The 25,211-nt window shown below is 64.8% G+C and carries 26 protein-coding genes; 16 read left to right on the top strand and 10 right to left on the bottom strand.

Annotated features, from left to right (window positions below):
• The first annotated feature begins 1 nt into the window (after position 1).
• Complete coding sequence (locus tag AC0L3X_RS01415) at positions 2-817, top strand: energy transducer TonB family protein (RefSeq protein ID WP_063983858.1); 816 nt, start codon at positions 2-4, stop codon at positions 815-817.
• Here the strand turns inward: AC0L3X_RS01415 and AC0L3X_RS01410 are convergent.
• The 3 genes from AC0L3X_RS01410 to AC0L3X_RS01400 all read right to left on the bottom strand — a co-directional run bounded on the left by AC0L3X_RS01410 (position 805) and on the right by AC0L3X_RS01400 (position 2,905).
• Complete coding sequence (locus AC0L3X_RS01410) at positions 805-1,224, bottom strand: hypothetical protein (protein ID WP_028146575.1); 420 nt, start codon at positions 1,222-1,224, stop codon at positions 805-807. The two genes, AC0L3X_RS01415 and AC0L3X_RS01410, sit on opposite strands and share 13 nt — an antisense overlap.
• A gap of 62 nt (positions 1,225-1,286) precedes the next feature.
• The gene (locus AC0L3X_RS01405; protein ID WP_063983857.1) at positions 1,287-1,967 is read right to left on the bottom strand and encodes a site-2 protease family protein; all 681 of its coding nucleotides are present in this window, start codon (positions 1,965-1,967) and stop codon (positions 1,287-1,289) included.
• 71 nt (positions 1,968-2,038) lie between these two features.
• The gene (locus AC0L3X_RS01400) at positions 2,039-2,905 is read right to left on the bottom strand and encodes a LysR family transcriptional regulator (protein ID WP_063983856.1); all 867 of its coding nucleotides are present in this window, start codon (positions 2,903-2,905) and stop codon (positions 2,039-2,041) included.
• A 90-nt stretch (positions 2,906-2,995) separates the two neighbouring features.
• Between AC0L3X_RS01400 and AC0L3X_RS01395 the strand changes: the two genes are divergently transcribed.
• Complete coding sequence (locus AC0L3X_RS01395; RefSeq protein WP_063986438.1) at positions 2,996-3,907, top strand: DMT family transporter; 912 nt, start codon at positions 2,996-2,998, stop codon at positions 3,905-3,907.
• 2 nt (positions 3,908-3,909) lie between these two features.
• Here the strand turns inward: AC0L3X_RS01395 and AC0L3X_RS01390 are convergent, their stop codons facing one another.
• The 6 genes from AC0L3X_RS01390 to gntR form a co-directional block, all read right to left on the bottom strand.
• The gene (locus AC0L3X_RS01390) at positions 3,910-4,302 is read right to left on the bottom strand and encodes a GFA family protein (protein ID WP_063983855.1); all 393 of its coding nucleotides are present in this window, start codon (positions 4,300-4,302) and stop codon (positions 3,910-3,912) included.
• Positions 4,303-4,305: 3 nt separating this feature from the next.
• Entirely contained in the window at positions 4,306-5,439 is a 1,134-nt protein-coding gene (locus AC0L3X_RS01385) for a serine hydrolase domain-containing protein (protein WP_354101992.1), read from the bottom strand.
• Between the two features lie 69 nt (positions 5,440-5,508).
• The gene (locus tag AC0L3X_RS01380) at positions 5,509-6,255 is read right to left on the bottom strand and encodes an SDR family NAD(P)-dependent oxidoreductase (RefSeq protein ID WP_014495989.1); all 747 of its coding nucleotides are present in this window, start codon (positions 6,253-6,255) and stop codon (positions 5,509-5,511) included.
• Between the two features lie 120 nt (positions 6,256-6,375).
• The gene (locus tag AC0L3X_RS01375; RefSeq protein ID WP_063983852.1) at positions 6,376-7,107 is read right to left on the bottom strand and encodes an SDR family oxidoreductase; all 732 of its coding nucleotides are present in this window, start codon (positions 7,105-7,107) and stop codon (positions 6,376-6,378) included.
• A 164-nt stretch (positions 7,108-7,271) separates the two neighbouring features.
• Positions 7,272-9,101, bottom strand: coding sequence for an IlvD/Edd family dehydratase (locus tag AC0L3X_RS01370; RefSeq protein ID WP_063983851.1), 1,830 nt, complete (start codon positions 9,099-9,101; stop codon positions 7,272-7,274).
• A 122-nt stretch (positions 9,102-9,223) separates the two neighbouring features.
• A complete protein-coding gene (gntR, locus tag AC0L3X_RS01365; protein ID WP_063983850.1) occupies positions 9,224-10,324 on the bottom strand; it encodes an HTH-type transcriptional regulator GntR in 1,101 nt (366 codons plus the stop codon).
• A gap of 201 nt (positions 10,325-10,525) precedes the next feature.
• Between gntR and AC0L3X_RS01360 the strand changes: the two genes are divergently transcribed.
• The 14 genes from AC0L3X_RS01360 (at position 10,526) to AC0L3X_RS01295 (ending at position 23,345) form a co-directional block, all read left to right on the top strand.
• Positions 10,526-11,587 (top strand): ABC transporter ATP-binding protein, encoded by a 1,062-nt coding sequence (locus tag AC0L3X_RS01360; protein ID WP_063983849.1) that lies wholly within the window; start codon positions 10,526-10,528, stop codon positions 11,585-11,587.
• A 71-nt stretch (positions 11,588-11,658) separates the two neighbouring features.
• Entirely contained in the window at positions 11,659-12,972 is a 1,314-nt protein-coding gene (locus AC0L3X_RS01355; RefSeq protein ID WP_063983848.1) for an ABC transporter substrate-binding protein, read from the top strand.
• A 67-nt stretch (positions 12,973-13,039) separates the two neighbouring features.
• On the top strand, positions 13,040-13,987 hold the full coding sequence (locus AC0L3X_RS01350) for a carbohydrate ABC transporter permease (protein ID WP_063983847.1): 948 nt from the start codon (positions 13,040-13,042) through the stop codon (positions 13,985-13,987).
• 2 nt (positions 13,988-13,989) lie between these two features.
• Positions 13,990-14,865 (top strand): carbohydrate ABC transporter permease, encoded by an 876-nt coding sequence (locus tag AC0L3X_RS01345; RefSeq protein WP_014495982.1) that lies wholly within the window; start codon positions 13,990-13,992, stop codon positions 14,863-14,865.
• 79 nt (positions 14,866-14,944) lie between these two features.
• Positions 14,945-15,931, top strand: a complete 987-nt coding sequence (gene denD, locus AC0L3X_RS01340; RefSeq protein WP_071914932.1) for a D-erythronate dehydrogenase — start codon at positions 14,945-14,947, stop codon at positions 15,929-15,931.
• Between the two features lie 29 nt (positions 15,932-15,960).
• Entirely contained in the window at positions 15,961-16,947 is a 987-nt protein-coding gene (locus AC0L3X_RS01335) for a sugar kinase (protein ID WP_063986437.1), read from the top strand.
• A gap of 13 nt (positions 16,948-16,960) precedes the next feature.
• Positions 16,961-17,611 (top strand): bifunctional 4-hydroxy-2-oxoglutarate aldolase/2-dehydro-3-deoxy-phosphogluconate aldolase, encoded by a 651-nt coding sequence (gene eda, locus AC0L3X_RS01330; protein ID WP_028146563.1) that lies wholly within the window; start codon positions 16,961-16,963, stop codon positions 17,609-17,611.
• 57 nt (positions 17,612-17,668) lie between these two features.
• Entirely contained in the window at positions 17,669-18,838 is a 1,170-nt protein-coding gene (locus AC0L3X_RS01325; RefSeq protein ID WP_063983845.1) for an acetyl-CoA acetyltransferase, read from the top strand.
• A gap of 123 nt (positions 18,839-18,961) precedes the next feature.
• The gene (locus AC0L3X_RS01320) at positions 18,962-19,168 is read left to right on the top strand and encodes a hypothetical protein (protein ID WP_014495977.1); all 207 of its coding nucleotides are present in this window, start codon (positions 18,962-18,964) and stop codon (positions 19,166-19,168) included.
• Between the two features lie 119 nt (positions 19,169-19,287).
• On the top strand, positions 19,288-20,502 hold the full coding sequence (locus AC0L3X_RS01315; protein WP_283018662.1) for a CaiB/BaiF CoA transferase family protein: 1,215 nt from the start codon (positions 19,288-19,290) through the stop codon (positions 20,500-20,502).
• Positions 20,499-21,635 carry a thiolase family protein gene (locus AC0L3X_RS01310; protein ID WP_283018663.1) on the top strand — a complete coding sequence of 379 codons (1,137 nt, stop codon included), beginning with the start codon at positions 20,499-20,501 and terminating at the stop codon, positions 21,633-21,635. Before AC0L3X_RS01315 ends, AC0L3X_RS01310 begins: the two co-directional genes overlap by 4 nt.
• Entirely contained in the window at positions 21,632-21,991 is a 360-nt protein-coding gene (locus tag AC0L3X_RS01305) for a Zn-ribbon domain-containing OB-fold protein (protein ID WP_063983842.1), read from the top strand. The genes AC0L3X_RS01310 and AC0L3X_RS01305 overlap by 4 nt, the downstream gene beginning before the upstream one ends.
• Before the next feature lie 497 nt (positions 21,992-22,488).
• Positions 22,489-23,016, top strand: coding sequence for a carboxymuconolactone decarboxylase family protein (locus AC0L3X_RS01300; protein WP_028146557.1), 528 nt, complete (start codon positions 22,489-22,491; stop codon positions 23,014-23,016).
• A gap of 26 nt (positions 23,017-23,042) precedes the next feature.
• Positions 23,043-23,345 carry a nucleoside triphosphate pyrophosphohydrolase family protein gene (locus tag AC0L3X_RS01295; RefSeq protein ID WP_014495972.1) on the top strand — a complete coding sequence of 101 codons (303 nt, stop codon included), beginning with the start codon at positions 23,043-23,045 and terminating at the stop codon, positions 23,343-23,345.
• A gap of 15 nt (positions 23,346-23,360) precedes the next feature.
• On the opposite strand, the gene glsA is transcribed toward AC0L3X_RS01295, so the two are convergent.
• Positions 23,361-25,208, bottom strand: coding sequence for a glutaminase A (gene glsA, locus AC0L3X_RS01290; protein WP_063983841.1), 1,848 nt, complete (start codon positions 25,206-25,208; stop codon positions 23,361-23,363).
• Positions 25,209-25,211: the final 3 nt, after the last annotated feature.

Genomic DNA, 25,211 nt, shown 5'->3' with positions numbered 1-25,211 from the left:
GATGTCGGACGAAGCCAGACCATCCCGGAAGCTCTGGATTTTGGCGGCGGTGGCGGCGCTCGCGCTCCATCTGGGCGGTGCCGCGCTCGCCCTGGCCCATCTGCGGACCGATGACGACGACGATGGCCTGGGTGCGGCCGGCGCGGAGTTCGCCGTCGAGATGGCCTCGCCCAAGGCGCCCGAGACCGACCTTCCGCCGGGACCGGACAGCGAAGCGATGCAGGAGCAGCAGGCGCTTCCAGAGCAAAAGGCCGAGACCAAGGAAACCGAGCTTCCAAAGGACCAGTCGCAACAGGTCGACGATCCCGATCGGGTCGTCACCGAAAACATCTCGAAGAAGCCGCAGGACGAGGATCCCAAGATCGCGGCGGTCGAGACACCCGCTGCCGAGGCTTCGCCGCAGTCGGTTGCAACGGCGCGGCAGACACTCGACGAGGACGCGCGCGAGGCCGAGAAGGCCCTGGCGCCGGTGCTTGGCCTCGGCAAGGACATCCTCAGGATCACGACCGACTGGAATCGCAAGATCAGTGCGCACCTCACGGCCCACAAGGTCAACCCGGAGGGCAAGCAGCCCAATAATCAGAAGGTGAAGGTCAGCTTCGCGATCAACCGCAGGGGCAATGTGCTGTCCGTCGACGTCGTGGAGTCATCGGGGGATGTGGCCTACGATGCGGCCGCGCTCTCGATTGTCCGCAAGTCCGATCCCATCCCGCAGCCCCCGGCCGGACTGACCGAAGACCGGTTCGAGCGGACCGTCGACATCATCTTCACGCCGCCGGACGAGAAGAAAAAGAAGAAATCGGCTCAGCGCCAGTAGAGCCGGATCCCGACATAGACCACGACCAGGCAGACGAAGATCAGCGCCACCGGGAGGGGCCGTTTCTGGGCTCCGCTAAACGCCGCCGTGAAGGAGGCCGTCTTCGTCGGTTTCGGGGGAGGTCGGCGGAAAGCGGTAACATTGTCCGCCGCCGGCTCGGGCGGACGGGTGCGGACGTCGGGCGGAGTTCCCGCGCCGCCCATCTCGGCATAGTAGGCCTTGTAGATCGCGCCGATCGTGGCCTCGGTGGCCTCGCCCTCGCTCATCCGCGCCAGCAGGTTCTTGTAGCTGACCAGGAACTCCTGCGCCTCGGCAGGCAGCGCGGAGGCCCCGTTGAGCTTGGCCATCATCTTCCAGGTGGCAAAATCGGCGCGGGCGCGGGTGTCCGCGCGTCGCGCGATCAGCATATCGGCAGCTTTGACCAAGTCGGCCTCGAGCCCTTCGGCTTATGTTCGGGTGTTCTGTTGAACTACGCGTTGCCGGTCAGGAAGAGAACAGCCTGAATCACATAACCGGTCAACGTTCGCAGTATTCCTGAAATAACATCAAGATTTAGACCGAACTGCGAGCCCGCGAGCGGCAGCAGGATCAGAAGACCAATCAGGATCAGCATCCCGAATGGCTCGAGCCGGGCCAGCGGCATGGCGAGGGCCCGAGGCAACAGCCCGACCGCGACGCGCCCGCCGTCGAGCGGCGGGATCGGCATCATGTTGAACACCGCCAGCACCGCGTTGATCACCAGCGCATTCTTGAGGTTGTCGAAGATCCACTGGGCCGAGGCCGCCGGTGCTAGGGGCAGGGCATGCAGGGCAAGAGCCGCCGCGAGCGCCAGCAGGATGTTGGTGGCGGGTCCGGCAAGGGCCACCCAGACCATGTCGAGCCTGGGATGGTTGAGCTTGCGGAAATTGACGGGAACCGGCTTGGCATAGCCGAATAGGAACGGCGAGTGCGCGAACAGCAGCATCGCCGGCAGGATCAGGGTGCCGAACGGATCGATATGCTTGATAGGGTTGAAGCTGACGCGGCCGAGCTGCCAGGCCGTGTTGTCACCGAGACGGTACGCGACGAAAGCGTGCGCGGCCTCGTGGAAGGTGATGGCGAGCAGCAGCGGTAGCACCCATACAGAAAGCTCATAGAGGGAAATGTTCACGGCTCGTCCGTCCCGGTTTGCGCCTCGTGGCCTTGCAGCCAACCCGGCCGATCCGGTGATGGGGCAACGCGTCAGGTCAGGATATGGGACGCGGGTTCCGAAATCCCAAGCCGTAAATGATCCGCCAGCAGCGCCGCCGGCTGCGACAGGTTGCGCGCGCGGTGCAGGTGGATGTCGGCAGCCGGCAGCGGCGGCAGGCCGTTCGACAGGGCGCGCAGGCGGGAGGGCAGGGTGCCGGCCTTCACGACCGTGATCGCAAGGCCCTCCGCCGCGATCGCTTCCACCGCCGCAAGGGTGCGACTGACGAAGGCAAGGCGCCAGGGCCGGCCGGCGGCATCGAGGGCGTCCGCGGCCCATTGCCGGAACAGGCAGCCCGGCGGGTAGAGCGCGACGGGCAGCGTGTCCTGTGCTTCGGCTCGATACGTCCTGGCCGCAGCCCAGACCGCCTGCTCGCGTCGGAGCAGTTCGCCATCGCCGCGTCCTTCCGGATGCATGGCGATGACGAGGTCATAGGCCTCGCCGAGCCGGGCCGGCATCGTCGCGGTCAGGCCGGTCTCGATCTCGACCCGGATCTCCGGATGGTTTTGGGCAAAGCGCGCCAGCAAGGGCGGAATGACGATCGTGCCGTAATCGTCCATCACGCCGAGGCGGACCACGGCGTCGCGCTTGCGTGCGCGGAGCACATCGATCGCCTCTGCATTGAGGTCGAGAAGCCGCCTCGCATAAACGAGGAGCTCATCGCCCGCCGCGGTCAGCGCGACGCCGGCCCTGGTGCGCTGAAACAGCTTGGTGCCGATCCGCTCTTCCAGGCGCCTGATCTGGACGCTGACCGCCGACTGGGTCCGGTTGAGCAATTGGGCTGCGCGCGTGAACGAGCGATGCTCGGCGACGGCGAGAAATGCCTTCAGCAGATCGGGGTCGAGAACAGGCGTGGTCATGACGAAAACTTATCCCAGCATGACGGAAACTCCATTCCCTGTTTCGGCGCGCCTCGTATGCTGCGTTCAGGGCTCGTCAAGGGAGGGCGTGTGGGCGAAATCTCCGGCGTTCTGGCCGCGGTGCTGTCGAGCGGCCTCGGCGGCACCTCGATCGGTGCCACGCGCTATCTGGTGGGCAGCCTCGATCCGCTCGCGATCGGCTCGTTCCGGTTCGGCATCGGCTTCCTGCTGCTGTTACCCCTGACGCTGCTCCGCGGTGACCGTTGGCCGGGGCGAGGGGACTGGGCCGCCGCGACCGGGCTCGGCATTCTGTTCTTCGCGCTGTTTCCGATCCTGTTCAATGCATCGCTGATCTTTACGACCGCCGCGCGCGGCGCGCTCGCTTTGTCGACACTTCCGCTGTTGTCGCTCGTGATCGGCGCCGCGCTCGGCGCCGAGGCCCTGAGCTGGCGCAAATCGATCGGTGTCGTGATCGCGACGTTTGGCGTTGCCGTCGCGCTGCTCTCCGACCTGACCTCGGCACCATCCGGCGCCTGGCGCGGCGATCTCCTGATGATGGCGGCCGCGCTGTGCATGGCGCTGTACGGCATCTGGTCAAAACCGCTGATCCGGCGCTCCGGCCCGATCGCCTTCACCACGATGAGCATGGCGGCCGGCGCGGCCTGCCTCATCCTGCTCTCTTATATCCGGAGCAGTTTTGCGCCGGTCGCCGGCTTCGGCGCGCCGCAATGGCTGGCGGCTTTCTATCTCGGCGCCTTCGGTGCTGCGCTGACCTTCTATCTCTGGGCCTTCGCGCTGGAGCGGACCACGCCGACGCGCGTCGCGATCTCGGTGACGGTCAATCCGATCACGGCCTCGCTGGTCGGCGCCTGGCTGCTGAACGAACCGCTGCGCTGGAATCTGGCGGCCGGCATCGTCGCGGTGTTTGCCGGGATCTGGATCGCGACGACGGCGGGACGGCGCGCTCAGGCGGCGAGAGTGCCTGCGTCAGGGCAAGCCTGACGTCACGCCGGGATGGTGCCCTGATATTGCGTCAGGCCGTCGTCGAGCTTCAGCCAGGCGACCTTCTCCGAGACCCAGATGTGCTCGGTCGGCGCAAAGGCGTTGCGATCGTCGAAGGTCGTGAGCGAAACGCCCGCCAGCGTGCCGTTGCGCCGCCAGGAGAACAGGCGCGTGCCGCAGCGCTTGCAGAACACGCGGTCGATGTTCTCGGACGAGGCATAGCGGCCGGTGTCGCCCTCGACGCTGAGCGCGCGCTGGTCGAACTGCGCGCGAGCAAAATAGGGCGAGCCCATCGCCTTCTGGCACAGGCGGCAATGGCAGATGCGGACGTTGAGCGGCTCCCCCTCCGCCTTGAACCGCACCGCGCCGCACAGGCATCCACCTTCCCGGATCATGGCTCAGGCCACCCGCCATTCGCCGACCTGGCGCGCCATGCTCCAGTTGAGATTGTCGAGATCGCCATCCATGTTGGAATTCCCGCGTCTGGTGTTGGTGAAGGCGGCCCAGCAGAAGCCGCCATGGGTGCGCACGGCAATCGTGCTCGTGCCCGGCAGGCTGCCATTGTGCCACCAATTGTCGAATTTGTTGACACAGAAGCCCTTGGCGTAGTTCGGGCTGTAACTGGGTGCGGTGGTCATGACCTCGATGGTGCGCGGCCGCAGGATGTTCGCCGGTCTGGTGTAGCCGTCGACATGCATCAGGAACTGCACGAGATCCGCCGGCGTCGCGATCCAGCCGCCATGGGAATCCATCCGCCGGACATTCATGCTGTAGGGATTTTCGGCCTGACCGTAATAGACGACTTCGCCGGCCTGGCGCTGCTCGCGCGTGTTGCCGGCGACGCTCATGTCGGTGACGCTGCAGCGCGTCAGCACCTCGGTGCGGACGTGCTCGGCATAGGCCTGGCCGGTGAGCTTCTCGATCACGCGGCCCAGCACGCAATAGCCGAAATTGGAATAAGCGTAGTGCTGGCCCGGCGGCCGGTCCAGCGGCCGGTTGGCGAGCGTCCAGGCGATCAGCTCGGCATGATCCATCCGCGGATGCGTGAACATGGGATCGCGGTTGTCGTTGCTCCAGCCGCCGGCAGCGTGCGTCAGCAGATGCTCGAGCGTGATCTGGTCGATGCCGGCGGAGTAGGGCGGTGACCCGTAATCGGTGCCGAGCAGTGCACCGGGGCCGAAGACGCGATCCGTGAGCTTGAGGCGGTTCTCCTCGATCAGGCGGAAGATCGTGACCGAGGTGATCATCTTGCTGACGCTGGCGATCCGGAACAGATGCCGCGGCGTCACGGTCTCGTTCCGCTCGCGATCGGCAAGACCGAAGGCGTCCTCGTGGACAACAGTGCCGGCATAGCCGATCGCAAAGGACAGCGCCGGCACGTCGTATTTGTCCCTGAAGCTGCGCGCGAGCCGCGCCATGGCGCCGCGTTCGGCCGGCGAGGGCGGACGGATGCTCGGCGGGCTGGGCGCCAGTTGCGCGGGCGCAACACGCGACAGCAACGGCAGCGCGCCTGCGCCCGCTGCGAGCTTCACGAAATCCCGACGCCCAAAATCCCGACGTCCAAGCCGCATGGTCCACCCCTTCAAGGGGCGGCCAAAGCTTCAGTAGGTCGCCCGTCCGCCGGAAATATCAAACACCGCGCCGGTGGAGAAGGCACAATCTTGGGATGCGAGCCAGCTCACCATCGCGGCGAGCTCTTCCACCAGCACGAAGCGTGCCTTGGGGATTTTCGACAGCATGAAGTCGATATGCTGCTGCGTCATCTGGTCGAAGATCGCGGTCTTCGCCGCGGCCGGCGTCACCGCATTCACGAGGATGTCATGTGCCGCCAATTCCTTGCCGAGCGATTTCGTCAGCGCGATCAGTCCGGCCTTGGAGGCCGAGTAATGCGAGGCGTTGGGATTGCCTTCCTTGCCGGCGATCGAGGCGATGTTCACGATCCGCCCGTATTTCTGCTTGAGCATCGTCGGCACGATCGCCTTGCAGACGATGAAAGGGCCGTCGAGATTGATGCGCAGGACCTTGCGCCACTCCTCGAGATCGGTCTCCCAGACCGGCTTGTTGACGCCGGCGATGCCGGCATTGTTGACGAGGATGTCGATCTTGCCGAAGGCGGCAAGCGTCGCATCGCGCGCCTGCTCGACCGCGGCGGGGTCGGTGACGTCGACCTTGAAGACTTTTGTCTCGCCGCCGACTTCATTCGCGGTCTTCTCGGCGAGAGCCGAGTCGAAATCCCAGATCGCGACCTTGGCGCCGGAGTCGATGAAACGCCGGGTGATGGCACGGCCAAAGCCCTGCGCGCCGCCGGTGACGACGGCAATGCGGCCGTTGAGATCGATCTTGTTCATCGAGAACTCCCTTGTCTATCCCTCATGGTGAGGAGCGCGCACTTGCGCGCGCCTCGAACCATAAGCCCGTGGCCCATCCCTCGAGAGGGCGCTGTCGCGCCTCCTCGGGATGAGGAGCGATCAGAGCATGTAGCCGCCGTCGACGACAAGGTCGACGCCGGTGGTGAATGCGCTTTCGTCGCTGCCGAGATAGACCGCCATGGATGCGATTTCGTCGGCGGTGCCGAGCCGGCCCATCTTCTGGCGGGAGACGAACATCTCCTTGCCCTGCGGCCCCTGCGCGGCGGCGCGGTCGAGCATCGAGGGCGTCTCGACGGTGCCGGGGCAGATGCTGTTGCAGCGGATGCCCTTGGTGATGAAGTCGAGCGCGACCGCGCGCGTCAGCAGCGACACCGCCGCCTTCGACGCGCTGTAGACGTAGCGGTTGGCCGGTGGCCGCAGCGCCGCGCAGGACGAGATGTTGACGATGCTGCCGCCGCCGCCCGCCAGCATCTCGGGCAGGAACGCCCGGATGGTCCGGTGCATCGACTTGACGTTGAGGTCGAACGAGAAGTCAAAATCCTCTTCCGAGCACTCCAGGATGGTGCCGTGATGCACGAAGCCCGCCGCGTTGAGCAGGATGTCGATCTTGCCGACGCGCTTGGCGAAGGCGTTGACGTCGGCGGTGTTGCGGACGTCGAGCTTGGCGACCTCGGCGATGCCTTCCTTGGTCAGGCCCGCGATGCCGGCCTCGTTGATGTCGGTGGCGATGACGGTTGCGCCTTCACGCGCGAATGCGATGGCGCATGCGCGCCCGATGCCTGCCGCTGCAGCCGTGACGACGGCGCGCTTTCCCTTGAGGCGGTCTGCCATGTTGTTTTTCTCCTTGGCTTGAATTTGTCTATCGGCTCGTCATTGCGAGGAACTCGTGACAAAATTGCGCAGCAATTTTGCACTGTTGCGACGAAGCAATCCAGACTGTCTCCTTGGAGATATCTCTGGATTGCTTCGCTTCGCTCGCAATGACGACGTGGCTGTTAGTGATTGTCTCTGGCGACACCAAACGTGCCGGCGACGTTCTGATACCTTGTGGCGAGCTCCATGCAGGCGCCGGTCGATTGCTGGCCGACCGTGTTGCGGTAGATCTCCTGCCACGGCGTCTGGTTCGCCGGATGCTTGAAGCCGCCATTGGCCATCAGCTCGGCGTGGCGCTTCTTCACCTCGTCGTCCGAAATGAGAATATTGGCGCTGCCCTTGTTGAGGTCGATGCGTACCTTGTCGCCGGTCTTGAGGATCGCGAGCCCGCCATTGGCGGCAGCTTCCGGCGAGGCGTTCAGGATCGACGGCGAGCCCGAGGTGCCGGACTGGCGGCCGTCGCCGATGCAGGGCAGGGCGAGAATGCCGCGTTTGATCAGCGCAGCCGGCGGCTGCATGTTCACGACCTCGGCGCCACCGGGGTAGCCGATCGGGCCGGTGCCGCGGACGAACAGCATGCAACTCTCGTCGATGTCGAGTGAAGGATCGTCGATCCGCTCGTGATAATCCTCCGGGCCCTCGAACACGATGGCGCGGCCCTCGAAGGCGTTGAGGTCCTTCGGGTTGCTGAGATAGCGGTCGCGGAATTCCTTGGAGATCACGCTGGTCTTCATGATCGCGGAATCGAACAGATTGCCCTTCAGCACCAGGAAGCCGGCGTCCTTCACCAGCGGCTTGTCGTAGGCCCGGATCACGTCATTGTCGGGCGCGGGCGCATTGGCGCAGTTCTCGCCGATGCCGCGGCCGTTCACCGTGACCGCGTCCTCGTGGATGCGCTTGTGCTTCATCAGCTCGCGCACCACGGCCGGCACGCCGCCGGCGCGGTGGAATTCCTCGCCGAGATAGAAGCCGGCCGGCTGCATGTTGACCAGCAGCGGCACGTCGTGGCCGAACTTCTGCCAGTCGTCGATCGACAGCTCGACGCCGATGTGGCGCGCCAGCGCGTTGATGTGGATCGGCGCGTTGGTCGAGCCGCCGATCGCCGAGTTGATCACGATGCAGTTCTCGAACGCCTTGCGGGTCAGGATGTCCGACGGCTTGAGGTCTTCCCAGACCATCTCGACGGCGCGTTTTCCCGTCTCGTAGGCGATCTGGCCGCGCTCCCGATAGGGGGCGGGGATTGCCGCGCAGCCCGGCAGCGAGAAGCCGAGCGCTTCGGCAAGCCCGTTCATGGTCGAGGCGGTGCCCATGGTGTTGCAATGGCCGACCGACGGCGCCGAGGACGCCACGATCTCCATGAATTCCTCATAGTCGATCTCGCCGGCGGCGAGCCGCTCGCGCGACTTCCAGACGATGGTGCCGGAGCCGGTGCGCTCGCCGGCATGCCAGCCGTTCAGCATCGGCCCGCCCGACAGCACGATCGCGGGCAGGTTCACGGTTGCCGCAGCCATCATGCAGGCAGGCGTGGTCTTGTCGCAGCCGGTGGTCAGCACCACGCCGTCGAGCGGATAGCCGTAGAGGATCTCGACGAGGCCGAGATAGGCGAGGTTGCGGTCGAGCGCCGCGGTCGGGCGCTTGCCGGTCTCCTGGATCGGATGGGTCGGGAATTCCATCGCAATGCCGCCGGCCTCGCGGATGCCTTCGCGGACGCGGTGCGCCAGCTCGATATGGTGGCGGTTGCAGGGGGAAAGGTCGTTGCCGGTCTGGGCGATGCCGATGATCGGCTTGCCGGACTGAAGCTCGGCCCGGGTGAGGCCGTAATTCAGGTAGCGCTCCATATAGAGCGCGGTCATGCCCGGATTATGCGGATTGTTGAACCATTCCTGCGAGCGGAGGTGGCGGCGAGCGCCGTTGCTGGCGGGCGCATGCCCATTGGTTGGTTTTTTTGTCATTGGTTTCTCCTGCAATGCAAACGCACTGGCGTCGGGAGCTCAGCTTCGGCTGGTGCGATGCCCAACGGCGCGATCCATGGTTCAAAGGCCCGTTGGCGGGTCATTCCCTCACAAGCGCGATACTAGTCTTGGCCACTTGGTAACGCTATCATTTTGTTCGCGGCGCCCGCGCCTGATGCGGCAGGCCTGTCGTCCGACCGCCGCGACGACGAGCTTTGCCGCTCGATCACCTTGAAGCCGAGATCGAGCACCGGCTGCTCGGGGCGCCGTCCGTCGATCGCTTCGATCAGCATGGTGGCGGCCGTGTTGCCCATCTCGTAGCGGTTGGTGCGCACGCTGGTGAGGGTGGGTACCGCGGAGGCCATGAATTCGAGGTCGTTGAATCCGACGATCGCGATCTGCTCGGGGACCGCGATCTCCCGGCGCCGGCATTCGAACAGCACGCCGAGCGCGAGGTCGTCATTGGCGCAGAACACCGAGTCGATATCAGGCTCGCGCGCCAAAAGATCGGTGAACAGGGTGCCGCCGAGCGTCACCGAGGTCGGTGTCGCCGTCGTGACGACGAGGCGCTGCTCGAACAGCGCGGCGTCCTTCATGGCCGAGACATATCCGTCCAGCCGCCGCTGCACCCGCGGGTCCATGCGCGCGCCGACGAAGCCGATCTTGCGATGGCCTTGCGCGAACAGGTGGGCGATCGCCGCGCGGGCCGCATCATAGTGCGAAAAGCCGATCATCATGTCGACCGGATTGGGCCCGACCTCCATGATCTGCACGATCGGGCAGTCGGCGGCCTCCAGCATCGCGCGCGATTCCGCGGTCTGGTCGATGCCGGTGACGATCAGTCCGGCCGGCTTCTGCGCGAGAAACAGTCGCAGCAGCTTCTCCTCCTGGAGAATACTGTAGCGTGTGTTGGACAGCTGGATCGAGTACCGGCTGCCTTCGGAGGCGTCGTAGATGCCGCGCAGCACGTCGGAAAACACGTTGTTGGTCAGTGACGGGATCAAGACGCCGATCACTTCGGTGCGCTGCGAGGCCAGCGCCCGCGCCGCCAGGTTCGGCACATAGCCGAGCTCATTGGCTGCGCTCTCGACCCGCGTCCGCTTGGCGACCGACAGGGCCTCCGGATTGCGGAAGAACCGGGACGCCGTGATCGGGCTGACGCCGGCAAGCTCGGCAACTTCCGCCAGCCGGATTTTACCTGACTTGGTGCGTTTTCGACCCATTAGTTGCTCTTATCACAGTCGGTCCGGCAAACAAAGGAACGTTGACAGCGCTACCAGCAACGACTAACCAAAGACAAATTGCCAAAACCGCACAAACTGCCGACAATGTCGCTCGCTAAGATCGGGCTTCGTTCGGTGAAGTCTGAAAAACAAGACGGTCGCGGCGCGTGAGGCGTCGTGGACTTTCGAGGAGGGAGCTAGATGTCGTCTGTGCAAATCCGCGACGTGCGGAAATCGTTCGGCAATTTTGAAGTCCTGCACGGCGTTTCGATTCCGATCGAGGACGGCCAGTTCGTCGTCCTGGTTGGCCCCTCCGGCTGCGGCAAGTCGACGCTTCTGCGCATGCTTGCAGGCCTCGAGAACATCACCTCCGGCACGATCTCGATCGGCGACCGCGTCGTCAACAATATCCAGCCCAAGGAGCGGGATATTGCGATGGTGTTCCAGAACTATGCGCTCTATCCGCACATGACCGTCGGCGAGAACATGGGCTTCTCGCTGAAGCTGCGGAACGCGAGCTCCGACGAGATCAACAAGCGCGTCAAGCGCGCCGCCGAAATTCTCGCGCTGTCGCCGCTGCTCGAACGCTATCCGCGCCAGCTCTCCGGCGGCCAGCGCCAGCGCGTCGCGATGGGCCGCGCCATCGTGCGCGATCCGCAGGTGTTCCTGTTCGACGAGCCCTTGTCGAACCTCGACGCCAAGCTGCGCGTCGCCATGCGCACCGAGATCAAGGAGCTGCACCAGCGGCTGAAGACGACGACCGTCTACGTCACCCACGACCAGATCGAGGCCATGACCATGGCCGACAAGATCGTCGTCATGCATGACGGCATCGTCGAGCAGATGGGCACCCCGCTGGAGCTCTACGACAAGCCCGACAACCAGTTCGTCGCCGGCTTCATCGGCTCGCCGGCCATGAACTTCCTGAAAGGCCATGTGCGCGTCAACGGCGTTGCGACCTTCGAGGGGCCGAACGGCGTCAAGCTGCCGCTCAAGAACGCGCCGGCGGCGTCCGACGGTCGTCCTGTCGTCTACGGTGTGCGACCCGAGCATTTCACCATCGCGGACGACGGCGCCGATGCCGAGATCATCGTGGTCGAGCCGACCGGCTCGGAGACGCAGGTGTTCGCGAAGGTGGGTGGCGAGCAGGTCGTCGCGGTCTTCCGCGAGCGTCACCAGTTCAATCCGGGCGACAAGGTCAAGCTGAAGCCTGACCCGTCACTGGTTCATCTGTTCGACGAGGCGACGGGCAAACGTATGTAGCCGCGCCGAAGGATTGCCCAACGACTATTCAAGAACGACCCAATACAAATATAAAATTCAGGGAGAGAACGATGAGCAATTTCGACAGGCGAAGTGTGCTTAAGGCCGGCCTGGGCGGCGCAGCGTTGCTGGCCGGCCCGGGCATCGTGCCGGTCCGCGCCGCGGAGTGGACCAACACGCCCGAACCGAACGCGTCCATCCGCGTCTTGCGCTGGAAGCAGTTCATCCAGGCCGAGTTCGACAAGTTTGCCGAGCAGACCAAGAAGTTCTCCGAGAAGACCGGCGTCAAGATCAAGCTCGAGGCCGAGAGCTGGGAAGACATCCGCCCCAAGGCCGCGGTGGCCGCCAATGTCGGCGCCGGCCCCGACCTCATCATCGGCACGCTCGACGATCCCCACAAATTCCCGGAAAAGCTGATCGATATGACTGATGTCGCCGACTATCTCGGCGCGCAGTATGGCGGCTGGTATCCGGTTGCCGAACGTTACGGCAAGAAGGGCAACAGCTGGATCGCCATTCCGCAGGGCGCGACCGGCGGCTGCCTGAACTACCGCATCAGCCACGTGAAGGCTGCGGGCTTCGAGGAATTCCCCAAGGACACCGCCGGCTTCCTCAAGCTCTGCCAGGCGTTGAAGAAGAACAACACGCCGGCCGGCTTCGCGCTCGGCCATGCCACGGGCGATGCCAATGGCTGGTGCCAGTGGGCGCTCTGGGCGTTCGGCGGCAAGGTCGTCAACGACAAGAACGAGGTCGTGATCGACTCCCCGGAGACGGTCGCCGCGCTCGAATACGTCAAGCAGCTCTACGAGACCTTCATCCCGGGCGTGCTGTCGTGGAATGACTCGAACAACAACAAGGCGTTCCTGAACGGCGAACTCAGCCTGACGCTGAACGGCATCTCGATCTGGACCGTCGGCAAGAACTCCACCGATGCGAAGCAGCAGGAGATCGCCAAGGACATGAACCACGCGCCGATGCCGATCGGCCCCGTGGGCGTGTCGACCGAGCAGCAGAACGTGCTGGTCTACTACGGCTACAAGCACTCGAAGTATCCCAAGGCGGTCAAGGAATTCATCAAGTTCATGATGGACAAGGAGAACTACGACGCCTGGGAGGTCGCTTCCAACGGCTACGTGTCGCCGCCGCTGCCGGCCTACAACGACAACCCGGTGTGGACGTCGGATCCGAAGATCACCCCGTATCGCGACTGCCTGAAGCGCTGCCGCGACAACGGCTTTGCCGGCGATCTCGGCTATGCCTCCGCCGCGGTGATGGGCGACTTCGTCGTCGTCGACATGTTCGCGGAAGCAGCCTCCGGCTCGGCGACGCCGAAGCAGGCGGCGGCGCGCGCCGCCGAGCGCGCCAAGCGCTACTACCAGGTCTGATCAACGCCAATCCGCGCGGCGTCCGGTTCGCCGGACGCCGTGACTTTTCTCCCGAGGGGAATCCGACATGGCAGTCATGGCCGAGTCCGCTGTCGCGCAGGTCAAGCGCGCCAGCCTCTGGACCAGAGCATTCGAGAGCCGGAATTGGCTCGGCGCGATGTTCATGGTGCCGGCGATCGCGATCCTCATCCTGTTTCTGGCTTATCCGCTGGCGCTGGGCTTCTGGCTCGGCATGACTGACACCAAGATCGGCGGGGCCGGGCGCTATATCGGCTTTGCGAACTTCGTCTCGCTCTCCAAGGATTCGGTGTTCTGGCTCTCGGTCTTCAACACCATCTTCTATACGTTCACCGCGAGCATCGTGAAATTCGCCATCGGCCTTTACCTCGCGCTGCTGCTCAACGAGCGGCTGCCGTTCAAGTCGATGATCCGCGCCATCGTGCTGCTGCCCTTCGTGGTACCGACGGTGCTGTCCGCGATCGCGTTCTGGTGGATCTATGACAGCCAGTTCTCGATCATCTCCTGGGTACTGATCAAGGCCGGCCTGATCACGCGCTACATCGACTTCCTCGGCGATCCCTGGAATGCGCGCTTGTCGGTCGTCGCCGCCAACATCTGGCGTGGCGTGCCCTTCGTGGCGATCACGCTGCTGGCGGGATTGCAGACGATTTCGCCCTCGCTCTACGAGGCGGCCAATCTCGATGGCGCCACCAACATGCAGCGCTTCCGCCACATCACGCTGCCGATGCTGTCGCCGATCATCGCGGTCGTGATGACATTCTCGGTGCTGATGACGTTCACCGACTTCCAGCTGATCTACACCATCACGCGGGGCGGGCCGATCAATGCCACGCATCTGATGGCGACGCTGTCGTTCCAGCGCGCCATCACCGGCGGCAATCTCGGGGAGGGCGCAGCGATCTCGAACGCGATGATCCCGTTCCTGGTCGCAGCGATCCTGCTCAGCTTCTTCGGGCTTCAGCGCTCCCGCTGGCAGCAGGGCGGGAGGGACTGACCATGAGCACCGCAGACGACCAAAGCGTCGGAATGGACTATCTCGAGAGCTTCCCGCGGAAGTTCTTGCGGGTCTACTTTCCGCTCGGCCTGATCATCTTCTTCCTGCTGTTCCCGTTCTATTGGATGGCGGTCGCGACGTTCAAGCCGGACGCGGAGATGTACGATTACGAGAAGTACAATCCGTTCTGGATCGTGAATCCGACCATCGAGCACATCAAGAAGCTGTTGGTCGAAACCGACTATCCGCTCTGGATGTGGAACACCGTGATCGTCTCGGTGTCCTCCACCTTCATCTCGCTGTTCGCCAGCGTCTGCGCCGCCTACGCGATCGAACGTCTCCGCTACAAGGGCTCGCGCTATGTGGGGCTAGCGATCTTCCTCGGCTATCTCGTGCCGCCCTCGATCCTGTTCATTCCGCTGGCGGCGATCGTGTTCCAGCTCGGCCTGTTCGATGGCAATCTGGCGCTGATCCTGACCTATCCGACCTTCCTGATCCCGTTCTGCACCTGGCTCCTGATGGGCTATTTCCGCACCATTCCCTACGAGCTCGAGGAATGCGCGCTGATCGACGGTGCGACGCGGCTCCAGATCCTGGTCAAGATCACGCTGCCGCTGTCGCTCCCGGGGGTGATCTCGGCCGGCATCTTCGCCTTCACGTTGTCCTGGAACGAGTTCATCTACGCGCTGACCTTCATCTCCTCGTCGGAGAACAAGACGATTCCCGTCGGCGCCATCACCGAGCTCGTCAGCGGCGACGTCTACCATTGGGGCGCGCTGATGGCGGCGGCCCTGATCGGCTCGGTCCCCGTAGTTATCCTTTATTCCTTCTTCGTGGAGTACTATGTGTCGGCGATGACCGGCGCCGTGAAGGAATGATCGCGGGGCCTGCCTTGAGAGCGTGCCAGGAGAACGTGTCAGGAGCGGCGCGCTCCGGCCAATAAGAAGGAGTAGGCTCTTGCACATTCTGGTTCTGGGCGCCGCCGGCATGGTCGGCCGTAAATTGTGTGAACGGCTGTTGCGCGACGGCCGGCTCGGCAAGAGCGACATCACCAAGCTGACCATGCACGACGTGGTCGAGCCCAAAAAGCCGGAAAAGGCCGGTTTCCCGGTCGAGACCGTGTCAGGCGATTTCGCCGTGCCGGGCGCAGCCGAAAAGCTGATCGCCGGCCGCCCCGACGTGATCTTCCATCTCGCCGCGATCGTCTCCGGCGAAGCCGAGCTCGATTTCGACAAGGGCTACCGCATCAATCTCGACGGCACGCGGATGCTGCTCGATGCCGTCAGGCTCGTCGGCGGCGGCTACAAGCCGCGCGTGGTCTTCACCTCGTCAATCGCGGTGTTCGGCGCGCCGTTCCCGGACGCGATCGGCGACGAGTTCTTCCACACCCCGCTGCTCAGCTACGGCACCCAGAAGGCGATCGGTGAATTGCTGCTCGCCGACTATTCGCGCCGCGGCTTCCTCGACGGCATCGGCATCCGCTTGCCAACCATCTGCATCCGGCCCGGCCTGCCCAATAAGGCGGCATCGGGCTTCTTCTCCAACATCCTGCGCGAGCCGCTGGCCGGCAAGGAAGCGATCCTCCCGGTCTCCGAGGACGTCCGCCACTGGCACGCCACGCCGCGTTCCGCCGTCGGCTTCCTGCTCCACGCCGGCACCATGGACCTCGCCAAGGTCGGTCCGCGCCGCAACCTGACCATGCCCGGCTTCTCGGCTACGGTCGGCGAACAGATCGCTGCGCTCAAGCGGGTGGCCGGCGACAAGGTCGCCGCGCGCATCAAGCACGAGCTGGATCCGTTCATCGTCGGCATCGTCGGCGGCTGGCCGCGCAATTTCGAGGCGAAGCGGGCGCGCGAGCTCGGCTTCACCACCGAAGAAAAGACTTTTGACGACATCATCCGCATTCACATCGAAGACGAGCTCGGCGGCAACTTCGTCGCCTGATCGAACCGATGAACAGCGTGGATATGACGATGGCGAGCGTTGCTTGCATCGGTGAATGCATGGTCGAGCTCCGGCAGGCCCAGGGTGGACAGTCCGCTGGACAGTCCAGCGGGCATGGCCAGGGCGGCGGCCTGTATTCGCGCGGCTTCGGTGGCGACACCCTCAACACGGCGGTGTATCTGGCGCGGCTCGAGGTCAAGGTCGACTATCTCACCGCGCTCGGCGACGATGCCCTGAGCGACGAGATGATCGCGGCCTGGAATGCGGAGGGCGTCGGGACCCGCCGCGTCTCCCGGCTGCCGGGCAAGCTGCCCGGCCTCTACATGATCCAGACGGATGCGAAGGGCGAGCGGCAGTTCTTCCACTGGCGCGACAGTGCGGCAGCGCGCCAATTGATGAGCCTGCCGGAGACGGATGAGCTGCTCAACTCGCTGATGAGCTACGACATCATCTATCTCTCCGCGATCACGCTCTCGATCTACGGGGCGGCCGGGCGCGAGCGCCTGTTCGCGGCGATCAAGCGGGCGCGCCTGCTCGGCACCCGCTTCGTGTTCGACACCAATTTCCGCGCGCGGGGATGGCCGGACCGCGACGTCGCCCGCGAGGTCTTTGCCACGGCGTTTGCGACCGCCGACATCGTGCTGACCTCGACCGAGGATCTGCTCGCGCTCTATCCCGGCGAAAGCCACGAGCAGTTGATGGCGCGCATTCCCACGCCCGAGCTGGTGTTCCGTCTCGCCGAGCCCGTCAGCCTGTTGCGCTTTCCCGGCGGCACCAGCGAAGTCCGCGCCGAACCGATGACCAAGCCGGTCGTTGACACCACCGCGGCCGGCGACAGCTTTGCCGCGGCCTATATCGCGGCCCGGCTCGGCGGCTCCGATCCGGTCGAGGCGGCCCAGGCCGGGCACCGCCTCGCCAGCCTCGTGATCTGCTATGCCGGCGCCATCATTCCGGGCTATGCCATGCCGCCGAAGAAGCGGCACCGGCCAGCGACCACGCGTCAAGCGACCAAGTGAAACGAAAGCCAAGATGACCACGACTGCCCAACAGAACCACCTCGTCGCGCTGTTCAAGGCCGCGACCGTCATTCCTGTCCTCACCATCGAGCGTATCCAGGATGCCGTGCCGCTGGCGAAAGCGCTGGTGGCTGGCGGCGTCCGCACGCTGGAGGTGACCATGCGCACCCCCGTTGCGATCGAGGCGGCGAGGGCGATGATGGCCGAGGTGCCCGAGGCGGTCGTCGGCATCGGCACGATCCTCAAGCCGGCCGATTTCGTCCGTGTCGAGAAGTTGGGCGTCGCGTTCGGCATCAGCCCGGGTCTGACCCCCGATCTCCTGAAGGTCGCCGCGGACAGCTCCTTGCCGTTCGCCCCAGGCATCGCCACCGCCTCCGAGCTGATGCTGGCGCTGTCGTACGGCCTCGACGTCGCAAAATTCTTCCCGGCCGAGCAGGCCGGCGGCATCAAGGGCCTGCGCGCGCTGGGCGGCCCGTTCCCGAACGTGCGGTTTTGCCCGACCGGCGGTGTGGGCGAGGCCAATGCAGCAACCTGGCTTGCCGAGCCCAACGTGGTCGCGGTCGGCGGTTCCTGGCTATGCCCGACGGCGGAGATCAAGGCCGGGAACTGGGCCGGCATAACTGCCATCTGCCAGCGCACCCTCAAGGCCCTGAAAGCCACGTGAAGTCTTGCAGTTGGTGGGCTAAGACATAGGTCAGTAAGAGACCCCAGGGAGATGACCATGACCGCCAGCATCGTCGGATGGGCGCATACGCCGTTCGGCAAGTTCGACACCGAGACCGTCGAAAGCCTCGTCACCCGCGTGGCCAACGAGGCGATGGCCGATGCCGGCATTTCCGCGTCCGACGTCGACGAGATCGTGCTCGGCCATTTCAACGCCGGCTTCTCGCCGCAGGATTTTACCGCCTCGCTGGTGCTCCAGGCCGACCCGAAGCTGCGCTTCAAGCCCACGACCCGCGTCGAGAACGCCTGCGCCACCGGCTCCGCCGCGGTCCATCAGGGCCTGCGTGCGATCGACGCAGGCGCGGCCAGGATCGTGCTCGTCGTCGGCGTCGAGCAGATGACCCGCACCCCGGGTCCGGAGATCGGCAAGAACCTGCTCAAGGCGTCCTATCTGCCGGAGGACGGGGACACCGTCGGCGGCTTCGCCGGCGTGTTCGGCAAGATCGCCAGCTCCTATTTCCAGAAATACGGTGACCAGTCCGATGCGCTGGCGCTGATCGCGGCCAAGAACCACAAGAACGGCGTCGCCAACCCCTTCGCCCAGATGCGCAAGGATTTTGGCTTCGAGTTCTGCCGCGCCGAGAGCGAGAAGAACCCCTATGTCGCGGGTCCCCTGAAGCGCACCGACTGCTCGCTGGTCTCCGACGGCGCCGCGGCGCTGGTGCTGGCCGACGCCGAGACCGCCAAGGGCATGAGCAAGTCGATCGGCTTCCGCGCCACCGCGCACGCCCAGGACTTCCTGCCGATGTCCAAGCGCGACATCCTCCAGTTCGAGGGCTGCACGGTCGCCTGGCAGCGCGCGCTGGAGAAGGCGGGCGTTGCGCTCACCGATCTCTCCTTCGTCGAGACCCATGACTGCTTCACCGTCGCCGAGCTGATCGAGTACGAAGCGATGGGCCTGACGCCGAAGGGGCAGGGCGCCCGTGCCATCAAGGAAGGCTGGACGCTCAAGGACGGCAAGCTGCCGGTCAATCCGTCCGGCGGCCTGAAGGCCAAGGGCCACCCGATCGGTGCCACCGGCGTCTCCATGCACGTGATGACCGCGATGCAGCTTGCCGGCCAGGCGCCCGAGGGCATGCAGCTCAAGAACGCCAAGCTCGGCGGCATCTTCAACATGGGCGGCGCGGCGGTTGCCAACTACGTCTCCGTGCTGGAGCCGTTGAAGTAAGTTCTCGTAGGGTGGGCAAAGGCGCGTTTGCGCCGTGCCCACCTTTTTGTTGCGCTAGATCATGGTGGGCACGCTACGCTTTGCCCATCCTGCGGCTCTTCATTGATTGGCAGGGAATGCATCATGGGCAATGATTACGAAGACTCGCTGTCGATAGACGCACTCAACGATCGCATCGCGATCCTCGAGGACAATATCCGGCAGCTCATCGAGCAGGCCGCTGCCGCCTCCGGCGAGCAGAACGAGTCGCGCATCGCCGACCGGATCAACCAGCAGAACGATGAGCTCGACCGCCTCATCAAGATCCGCGAATCCCGCCAGAAGAAATAGCGGCCGCGGCACCGCGCATGCGGCCATACCCCGGCCGCCCTTGCGCGTGCGGCGTCGCTGCCCTTAGCTGGACCGAAATCGCAGGGCCAGGTTGAGCCCGCGCAATCGGGAGCGAACGGATGGGGCCGCTGAAGGGCATCAAGGTCGTGGATATGACCACCGTGCTGATGGGTCCCTATGCGACCCAGATGCTCGGCGATTACGGTGCCGACGTGATCAAGGTGGAATCGCTCGACGGCGACGTCACCCGCCTGATCGGTCCGATGCGCCATGCCGGCATGGGCCCGGTGTTCCTCAACACCAACCGCAGCAAGCGCTCGATCTGTCTCGATCTGAAGAAGCCCGCCGGCCGAGAGGCCGTCCTGCGGCTGCTGAAGGACGCCGACGTTCTCGTCTACAATGTCCGCCCGCAGGCGATGGCGCGGCTTCACCTCGGCTACGACGTCGTCTCCGCAATCAACCCGCGTCTCGTCTACGCCGGCGTGTTCGGCTTCGGCCAGGACGGGCCCTACGCGGCAAAACCCGCCTATGACGATTTGATCCAGGGCGCGACCGCGCTCCCCGCCTTGATGGCGCAGACGGGTGATGGCGTGCCGCGCTATGTGCCCAACGCGCTGGTCGACCGCATCGTCGGTCTCACTGCGGTCGGCGCGATCTGCGCCAGCCTCGTGCATCGGGATCGCACCGGCCGCGGCCAGCGCGTCGACATCCCGATGTTCGAGACCATGGCCGGCTTCGTCATGGGCGACCACATGGGCGGGCTCACCTACGAGCCGCCGCTCGACAAGGGCGGCTATGCCCGCCACCTCTCGCGCGACCGCCGGCCCTACAAGACCTCGGACGGCTATCTCAGCGTCATCGTCTACAACGACAAGCAGTGGGAGAACTTCTTCAAGGCAACGAGCCGCGACGATCTGCGCGCCGACCCCAAATTCGCGACCTTCGCCGGCCGTGCCGCCAATATCGACGTCGTCTATGCCGAGCTCGCGCGCATCTTCGAGACCCGCACCACGGCCGAGTGGATCGACCTGCTGACCAAGGCCGATGTGCCCGTGATGCCGATGCACGACCTCGCGTCGATCCTGCACGACGAGCATCTGGAAGCCACCGGCTTCTTCCCGGTCGTGAACCATCCGACCGAAGGCCCGATCCGCAGCATGAAGGTGACGGCCAGTTGGTCGGAGACCGAGGCCGAGCCGGCAAGGCTAGCGCCGCGGCTCAACGAGCATGGCGCGGAGATCCTGCGTGAGATCGGCTATTCCGCGGACGAGATCGACGCGATGGTCCGCGATGGCGTCACGCGTTCGCCGCCGGAGCAGGGAGGGGCATCATGAGCTTCATCACCGGCGTCGGCCTCACACCTTTCGGCAAGCACGAAGGCTCGTCCTCGCTCGACCTGATGAGCAAGGCGGCGCAAGCCGCACTCGACGATGCCGGTTTCAAGCGCGCCGACATCGACGGCATCCTCTGCGGCTACTCGACCGTCTCGCCCCACATCATGCTGGCCACCGTCTTCGCCGAGCATTTTGGCATCCGTCCGTCTTACGCGCACGCCGTGCAGGTCGGCGGCGCGACGGGCCTTGCTATGACCATGCTGGCCCATCACCTCGTCGAGGCGGGCGTCGCGCGCAACGTCCTCGTCGTTGCTGGCGAGAACCGCCTCACTGGCCAAAGCCTCGACGCTTCGATCCAGGCTTTGGCGCAGGTCGGGCATCCCGACTACGAGGTGCCGCTCGGCCCGACCATTCCCGCCTATTACGGCCTGGTCGCCACCCGCTACATGCACGAATACGGCGTGACGGAAGAGGATCTCGCCGAATTCGCGGTGCTGATGCGCGCGCACGCCTGCACCCATCCCGGCGCGCAATTCCACGATCCCATCACGGTCGCCGATGTCATCGCCTCGAAGCCGGTGGCAATGCCGCTCAAGCTGCTGGACTGCTGCCCGGTGTCGGACGGCGGCGCGGCTTTCGTCATCAGCCGTGAGCGGACCGGCGAGGCCGGCGTGCGCATCCGCGGCTGCGCCCAGGCGCATACCCATCAGCACGTGACGGCCGCGCCCGCGCTCAGCGAGCTCGGTGCTGAAATCTCCATCGCCCGCGCCAAGGAGGCCACCGGCCTTGCGATCTCCGACGTGCGCTACGCCGCGATCTACGACAGCTTTACGATCACGCTCGCCATGCTGCTGGAAGACCTCGGCCTCGCCGGCCGCGGCGAGGCGGCTGCGCGCGTGCGATCAGGCCATTTCAGCCGCGACGGCGCGATGCCGCTCAACACCCATGGCGGCCTGCTCAGCTATGGCCATTGCGGCGTCGGCGGCGCGATGGCGCATCTGGTCGAGGCGCATTTGCAGATGACGGGGCGGGCGGCTAGCCGCCAGGTGCGCGACGCATCGATCGCGCTGCTGCACGGCGACGGCGGCGTGCTGTCGTCCCACGTGAGCATGTTTCTGGAGCGCGTGCGATGAGCGAACGAATCGCGGACTGGACCAAGGGTGAGCAGGCCATCACCTTTCAGACCTGCGGCGCATGCGGCCATGCGCAGTATTTCCATCGCGCCTTCTGCGCGGCCTGCGGCGCGCCCGATCCGCGCGATGCGCGCGCCTGCGGCAAGGGCAGCGTCTATGCGACTTCGCTGGTCTGCCGCGCCGCCACGCCCGAGACCCGGGCGCACTTGCCCTACAACATCCTGCTGGTCGATTGCGCAGAGGGATTTCGCATGATGGCGCACGGCGAGACGAATCTAGCTATCGGCGATGAGGTCACTGCGAGCTTCCCGACGTTTGCCGGCAAGCTCGTGCCGTTTTTCAGCAAAAGGAAATAGTAGGATCCGTCATTCGGGGGCGGTCCGAGGGACCGAGCCTGGAACGGGATTCTGAGCCTGGCTTGTGCGAGAGCCACCCCGGAATGACGAAAACACTCTACGCAACTCTTGCTAACGCCCGTAGAACAATATGCTGGCGATGACGAGCATCGCCGTCACCGCCAGCATATGCGCGAGCGCTCCCGAGGCCGCCCCCTTGGTGGCTTCCTTCATGCCTTTTTCTCCCTAGACTTGGGCGTGACTCATCGTTGCGCGGCTAGCGCACCCGACGGTCAATTGTTTTTTACTCGGAACACCCCTTGCGAGTATTCACCGTGATTTGTCCCCACACGGCGAATATCGACTGTCCCAAGGTCGATCAGCAATGCGGCGGCATTTTGACTCGATGATGTTGCTGTTGCGGTCACGCCAGAATACAGTTTCGTGGGACTCTCGCCGCTAACGACAAAAAGCATCAAAGGCCCAAGGAAATCGTCAAGGAAATCTTCAGGTAAATCATGGCCCGTATCAACTACAGCGACCCGTTCAAGGCGTCCGACCGCACCCGCGAAATTCTCGACAAGAACCGCAACGCCAACATCTTCCGCATGATGGCGCACTCGCCGAGCTATTTTGAGCAGTATTGCCGGCTCGGCGGAGCCATCCGCCACAAGGGCGAGCTCGATCCCATCGTGCGTGAGCTAGCGATCACCCGCACCGGCATTTTGTGCGAGGCGCCGTATGAGATCGTCGCGCACAAGCGCATCGGCAAGAATGTCGGCGTCACCGACGAGCAGAACGAAGCGCTGGAGAATTGGCAGGCCGCGACCTGCTTCAATGAGGTGCAGCGCGCCGCGCTCGCCTTCACCGACGAGATCGTGAAGCTGAAGAAGCCGACGGATGCGACGTTCAAGGCGATCGCATCGAAGCTGACACCGGCCGCGCTGGTCGAACTCCAGCTTTCGGTCGGCTTCTACATCATGACGTCGAAATTTCTGGAGACTTTTGAAATCGATCTCCAGCCCGTCACGGAAGTGGTGGGCTAATCCAAAAACTGTGGCGAGGTCTGCCGATGACGATCGATGAATACGCGGTCTGGGCCGCGAGCATTGCGAAAGTCGATGAGCATCCGTCCAACGAGCGGCTGTCCTATCTCGGGCTCGGCCTCGCCGGCGAATCCGGCGAGGTGGCCGACCACATCAAGAAGCTGCTGCGCGATGACTGGCTCGACAAGGCGGGCCTCGTCGATGAGCTCGGCGATGTCATCTATTACTGGGCCTGCCTGTGCGCCGCGACCGGCCAGCAGCCGTCCGAATTGCTCAAGGCGAGCGCGGCCAAGATCAAGCGGCGACTGAGCGAAGCCGCGAGCCGCTGACCCGGATCAGCGCGCTCACGTCGACGTCAGAATGTCGACCTTGGCATTGGCGACGATCAGGCGGTCGGCCAGCAGCTGCGCCAGATTGCGCATGATGCGCTCGGAGGCGCGCGGGTGCTGCTTGCGGAAGCGCTCGAAATCCTTCAGCGGCACCTCGAATGCGGTCGCCGCCATGTCCGCGAAAACATCGGCCGAACGCGTCGGCTCCAGCAGCGCCATCTCGCCGAAGGCCATACCGGCGGTCAGCGTCGCCAGCCGCACGCCGTCGGGCAGGGTGACATGTACGGCGCCGCTGCGCAGGAAGAACAGGAAATCGGCGGGGTCGCCTGTCGTGATGATCTTTGCCCCGGATGGAAAGGTCCGGATCGTGCAGATCGAGGCGAGGTCGGTCAGCTCTTCCTCGCTCATGCCTGATAGCAGCGGCTGCTCGGCGAGCTCGGTGGTCTCGTGGAAATCGATCGAGCCGCCGTAGCGGTAGACGATCTGGTCTTCCGCCCATTCGATCGCGGTGTCGAGCAGATAGAAGTCGCGGACGTTCTTCAGCTCCGCCGTCCATTCCCGCAGGCTGTCCCATTCCTTCGACGCACGCCTGACCCCTGACAGTACGACGGTCACGTTCAGCGCTGCCAGCTCCTCGAACGCCTCGGCCACGAGCCGCGCCCCGGCGCGCGTGGTGGAGGTGACGCGGTGGAGATCGAAGATCACGATTTGCGGCCGGGGCTGTCCGGCCAGCCGGCGCGAGACATAGTCCACCGCCGACAGCGACAGCGTGCCGACCAGCTCGATAACCCGCACCTCCTGCTCATGCCCGGCCAGAATCTTGCGCTCCTGCGGCCGGCGCACGCGCCGCGACGGGCTCTTGCCGATGTCGTAGTCGGCGATGACGGCGTTGCGGGCGTCGTCCCTGCGGTTGAGCATGTGCAGGTCGTAATGCGAGGACAGCGCCTCGCAGACCTTGATGCCGCGCACGCTGTTACCGTGCTTGTCGAGCTTGGGCGAATAGCAGCCGAGCCCGAGCCGGGCGGGAAGGGCCGCGAGGATGCCGCCGCCGACGCCGCTCTTGGCGGGGATGCCGATCCGGTAGATCCACTCGCCGGCGTAGTCGTACATGCCCGACGACGTCATCACCGACAGCGTGCGCGAGATGGCGTAGGGTGTCAGCACCTGCTCTCCGGTTACGGGATTGACGCCGCGATTGGCGAGCGTCGCCGCCATCACCGCGATGTCGCGCGCCGTGACCAGCACCGCGCATTGCCGGAAATAGACGTCGAGCACGCCCGCGACATTGTCCGAGATCACCGCATTGGTCTTGAGGAGGTAGCCGATGGCGCGGTTGCGGTCGCCGGTCTGGCTCTCCGAGCTGTAAACGGCCTCGTCCACCGCGAGATCGCGCCCCGCAAAACGGCTGAGCGCAAGCCGGATCTGCTCGAAGGCTTCCGTGCCCTTGCTGTCATAGATCAGCCCGGTGCAGGCGATCGCGCCGGCATTGACCATCGGGTTGAACGGATGGTTCTCGGAATTGAGCCGGATCGAGTTGAAGGGATCGCCCGAGGGCTCGACGCCGATCGCGCTCTCGACGCGGCCGGCGCCCAGGAGGTCCAGCGCCAGCGCGAACACGAAGGGCTTCGACATCGACTGGATGGTGAAGGGCACCCGGCTGTCGCCGACCTCGTAGACATGGCCGTCCAGGGTCGCGAGGCTGATGCCAAAATGGGCAGGGTCGGCCTTGCTAAGCTCGGGGATGTAGTCGGCAACGGCGCCGGAGGTCTCGGCCGAGAATTCGTTGAGACAATTGCCCAGAAACCGCAGCAAGGGCGGCTTCGAGCGGGTCCAGGCGGAGGCGAGAGGCGAAAGCGTTGTCATCGC

The sequence above is a fragment of the Bradyrhizobium sp. MI1.7 genome, from assembly GCF_055811795.1.
Note: the sequence above shows the minus strand (reverse complement) of the source record. Positions and strands in the feature narration are given on the sequence as shown.

Coding starts and splice junctions, on each gene's coding strand:
- AC0L3X_RS01375 (WP_063983852.1), bottom strand. CDS start 7,107: ATGGCAGACCGCCTCAAGGGAAAGCGCGCCGTCGTCACGGCTGCAGCG.
- AC0L3X_RS01295 (WP_014495972.1), top strand. CDS start 23,043: ATGACGATCGATGAATACGCGGTCTGGGCCGCGAGCATTGCGAAAGTC.
- AC0L3X_RS01355 (WP_063983848.1), top strand. CDS start 11,659: ATGAGCAATTTCGACAGGCGAAGTGTGCTTAAGGCCGGCCTGGGCGGC.
- AC0L3X_RS01315 (WP_283018662.1), top strand. CDS start 19,288: ATGGGGCCGCTGAAGGGCATCAAGGTCGTGGATATGACCACCGTGCTG.
- AC0L3X_RS01325 (WP_063983845.1), top strand. CDS start 17,669: ATGACCGCCAGCATCGTCGGATGGGCGCATACGCCGTTCGGCAAGTTC.
- gntR (WP_063983850.1), bottom strand. CDS start 10,324: ATGGGTCGAAAACGCACCAAGTCAGGTAAAATCCGGCTGGCGGAAGTT.
- AC0L3X_RS01400 (WP_063983856.1), bottom strand. CDS start 2,905: ATGACCACGCCTGTTCTCGACCCCGATCTGCTGAAGGCATTTCTCGCC.
- AC0L3X_RS01335 (WP_063986437.1), top strand. CDS start 15,961: ATGGCGAGCGTTGCTTGCATCGGTGAATGCATGGTCGAGCTCCGGCAG.
- AC0L3X_RS01320 (WP_014495977.1), top strand. CDS start 18,962: ATGGGCAATGATTACGAAGACTCGCTGTCGATAGACGCACTCAACGAT.
- AC0L3X_RS01345 (WP_014495982.1), top strand. CDS start 13,990: ATGAGCACCGCAGACGACCAAAGCGTCGGAATGGACTATCTCGAGAGC.
- AC0L3X_RS01380 (WP_014495989.1), bottom strand. CDS start 6,255: ATGAACAAGATCGATCTCAACGGCCGCATTGCCGTCGTCACCGGCGGC.
- eda (WP_028146563.1), top strand. CDS start 16,961: ATGACCACGACTGCCCAACAGAACCACCTCGTCGCGCTGTTCAAGGCC.
- AC0L3X_RS01360 (WP_063983849.1), top strand. CDS start 10,526: ATGTCGTCTGTGCAAATCCGCGACGTGCGGAAATCGTTCGGCAATTTT.
- AC0L3X_RS01415 (WP_063983858.1), top strand. CDS start 2: ATGTCGGACGAAGCCAGACCATCCCGGAAGCTCTGGATTTTGGCGGCG.
- glsA (WP_063983841.1), bottom strand. CDS start 25,208: ATGACAACGCTTTCGCCTCTCGCCTCCGCCTGGACCCGCTCGAAGCCG.
- AC0L3X_RS01310 (WP_283018663.1), top strand. CDS start 20,499: ATGAGCTTCATCACCGGCGTCGGCCTCACACCTTTCGGCAAGCACGAA.
- AC0L3X_RS01370 (WP_063983851.1), bottom strand. CDS start 9,101: ATGACAAAAAAACCAACCAATGGGCATGCGCCCGCCAGCAACGGCGCT.
- AC0L3X_RS01300 (WP_028146557.1), top strand. CDS start 22,489: ATGGCCCGTATCAACTACAGCGACCCGTTCAAGGCGTCCGACCGCACC.
- AC0L3X_RS01305 (WP_063983842.1), top strand. CDS start 21,632: ATGAGCGAACGAATCGCGGACTGGACCAAGGGTGAGCAGGCCATCACC.
- AC0L3X_RS01410 (WP_028146575.1), bottom strand. CDS start 1,224: ATGCTGATCGCGCGACGCGCGGACACCCGCGCCCGCGCCGATTTTGCC.
- AC0L3X_RS01350 (WP_063983847.1), top strand. CDS start 13,040: ATGGCAGTCATGGCCGAGTCCGCTGTCGCGCAGGTCAAGCGCGCCAGC.
- AC0L3X_RS01390 (WP_063983855.1), bottom strand. CDS start 4,302: ATGATCCGGGAAGGTGGATGCCTGTGCGGCGCGGTGCGGTTCAAGGCG.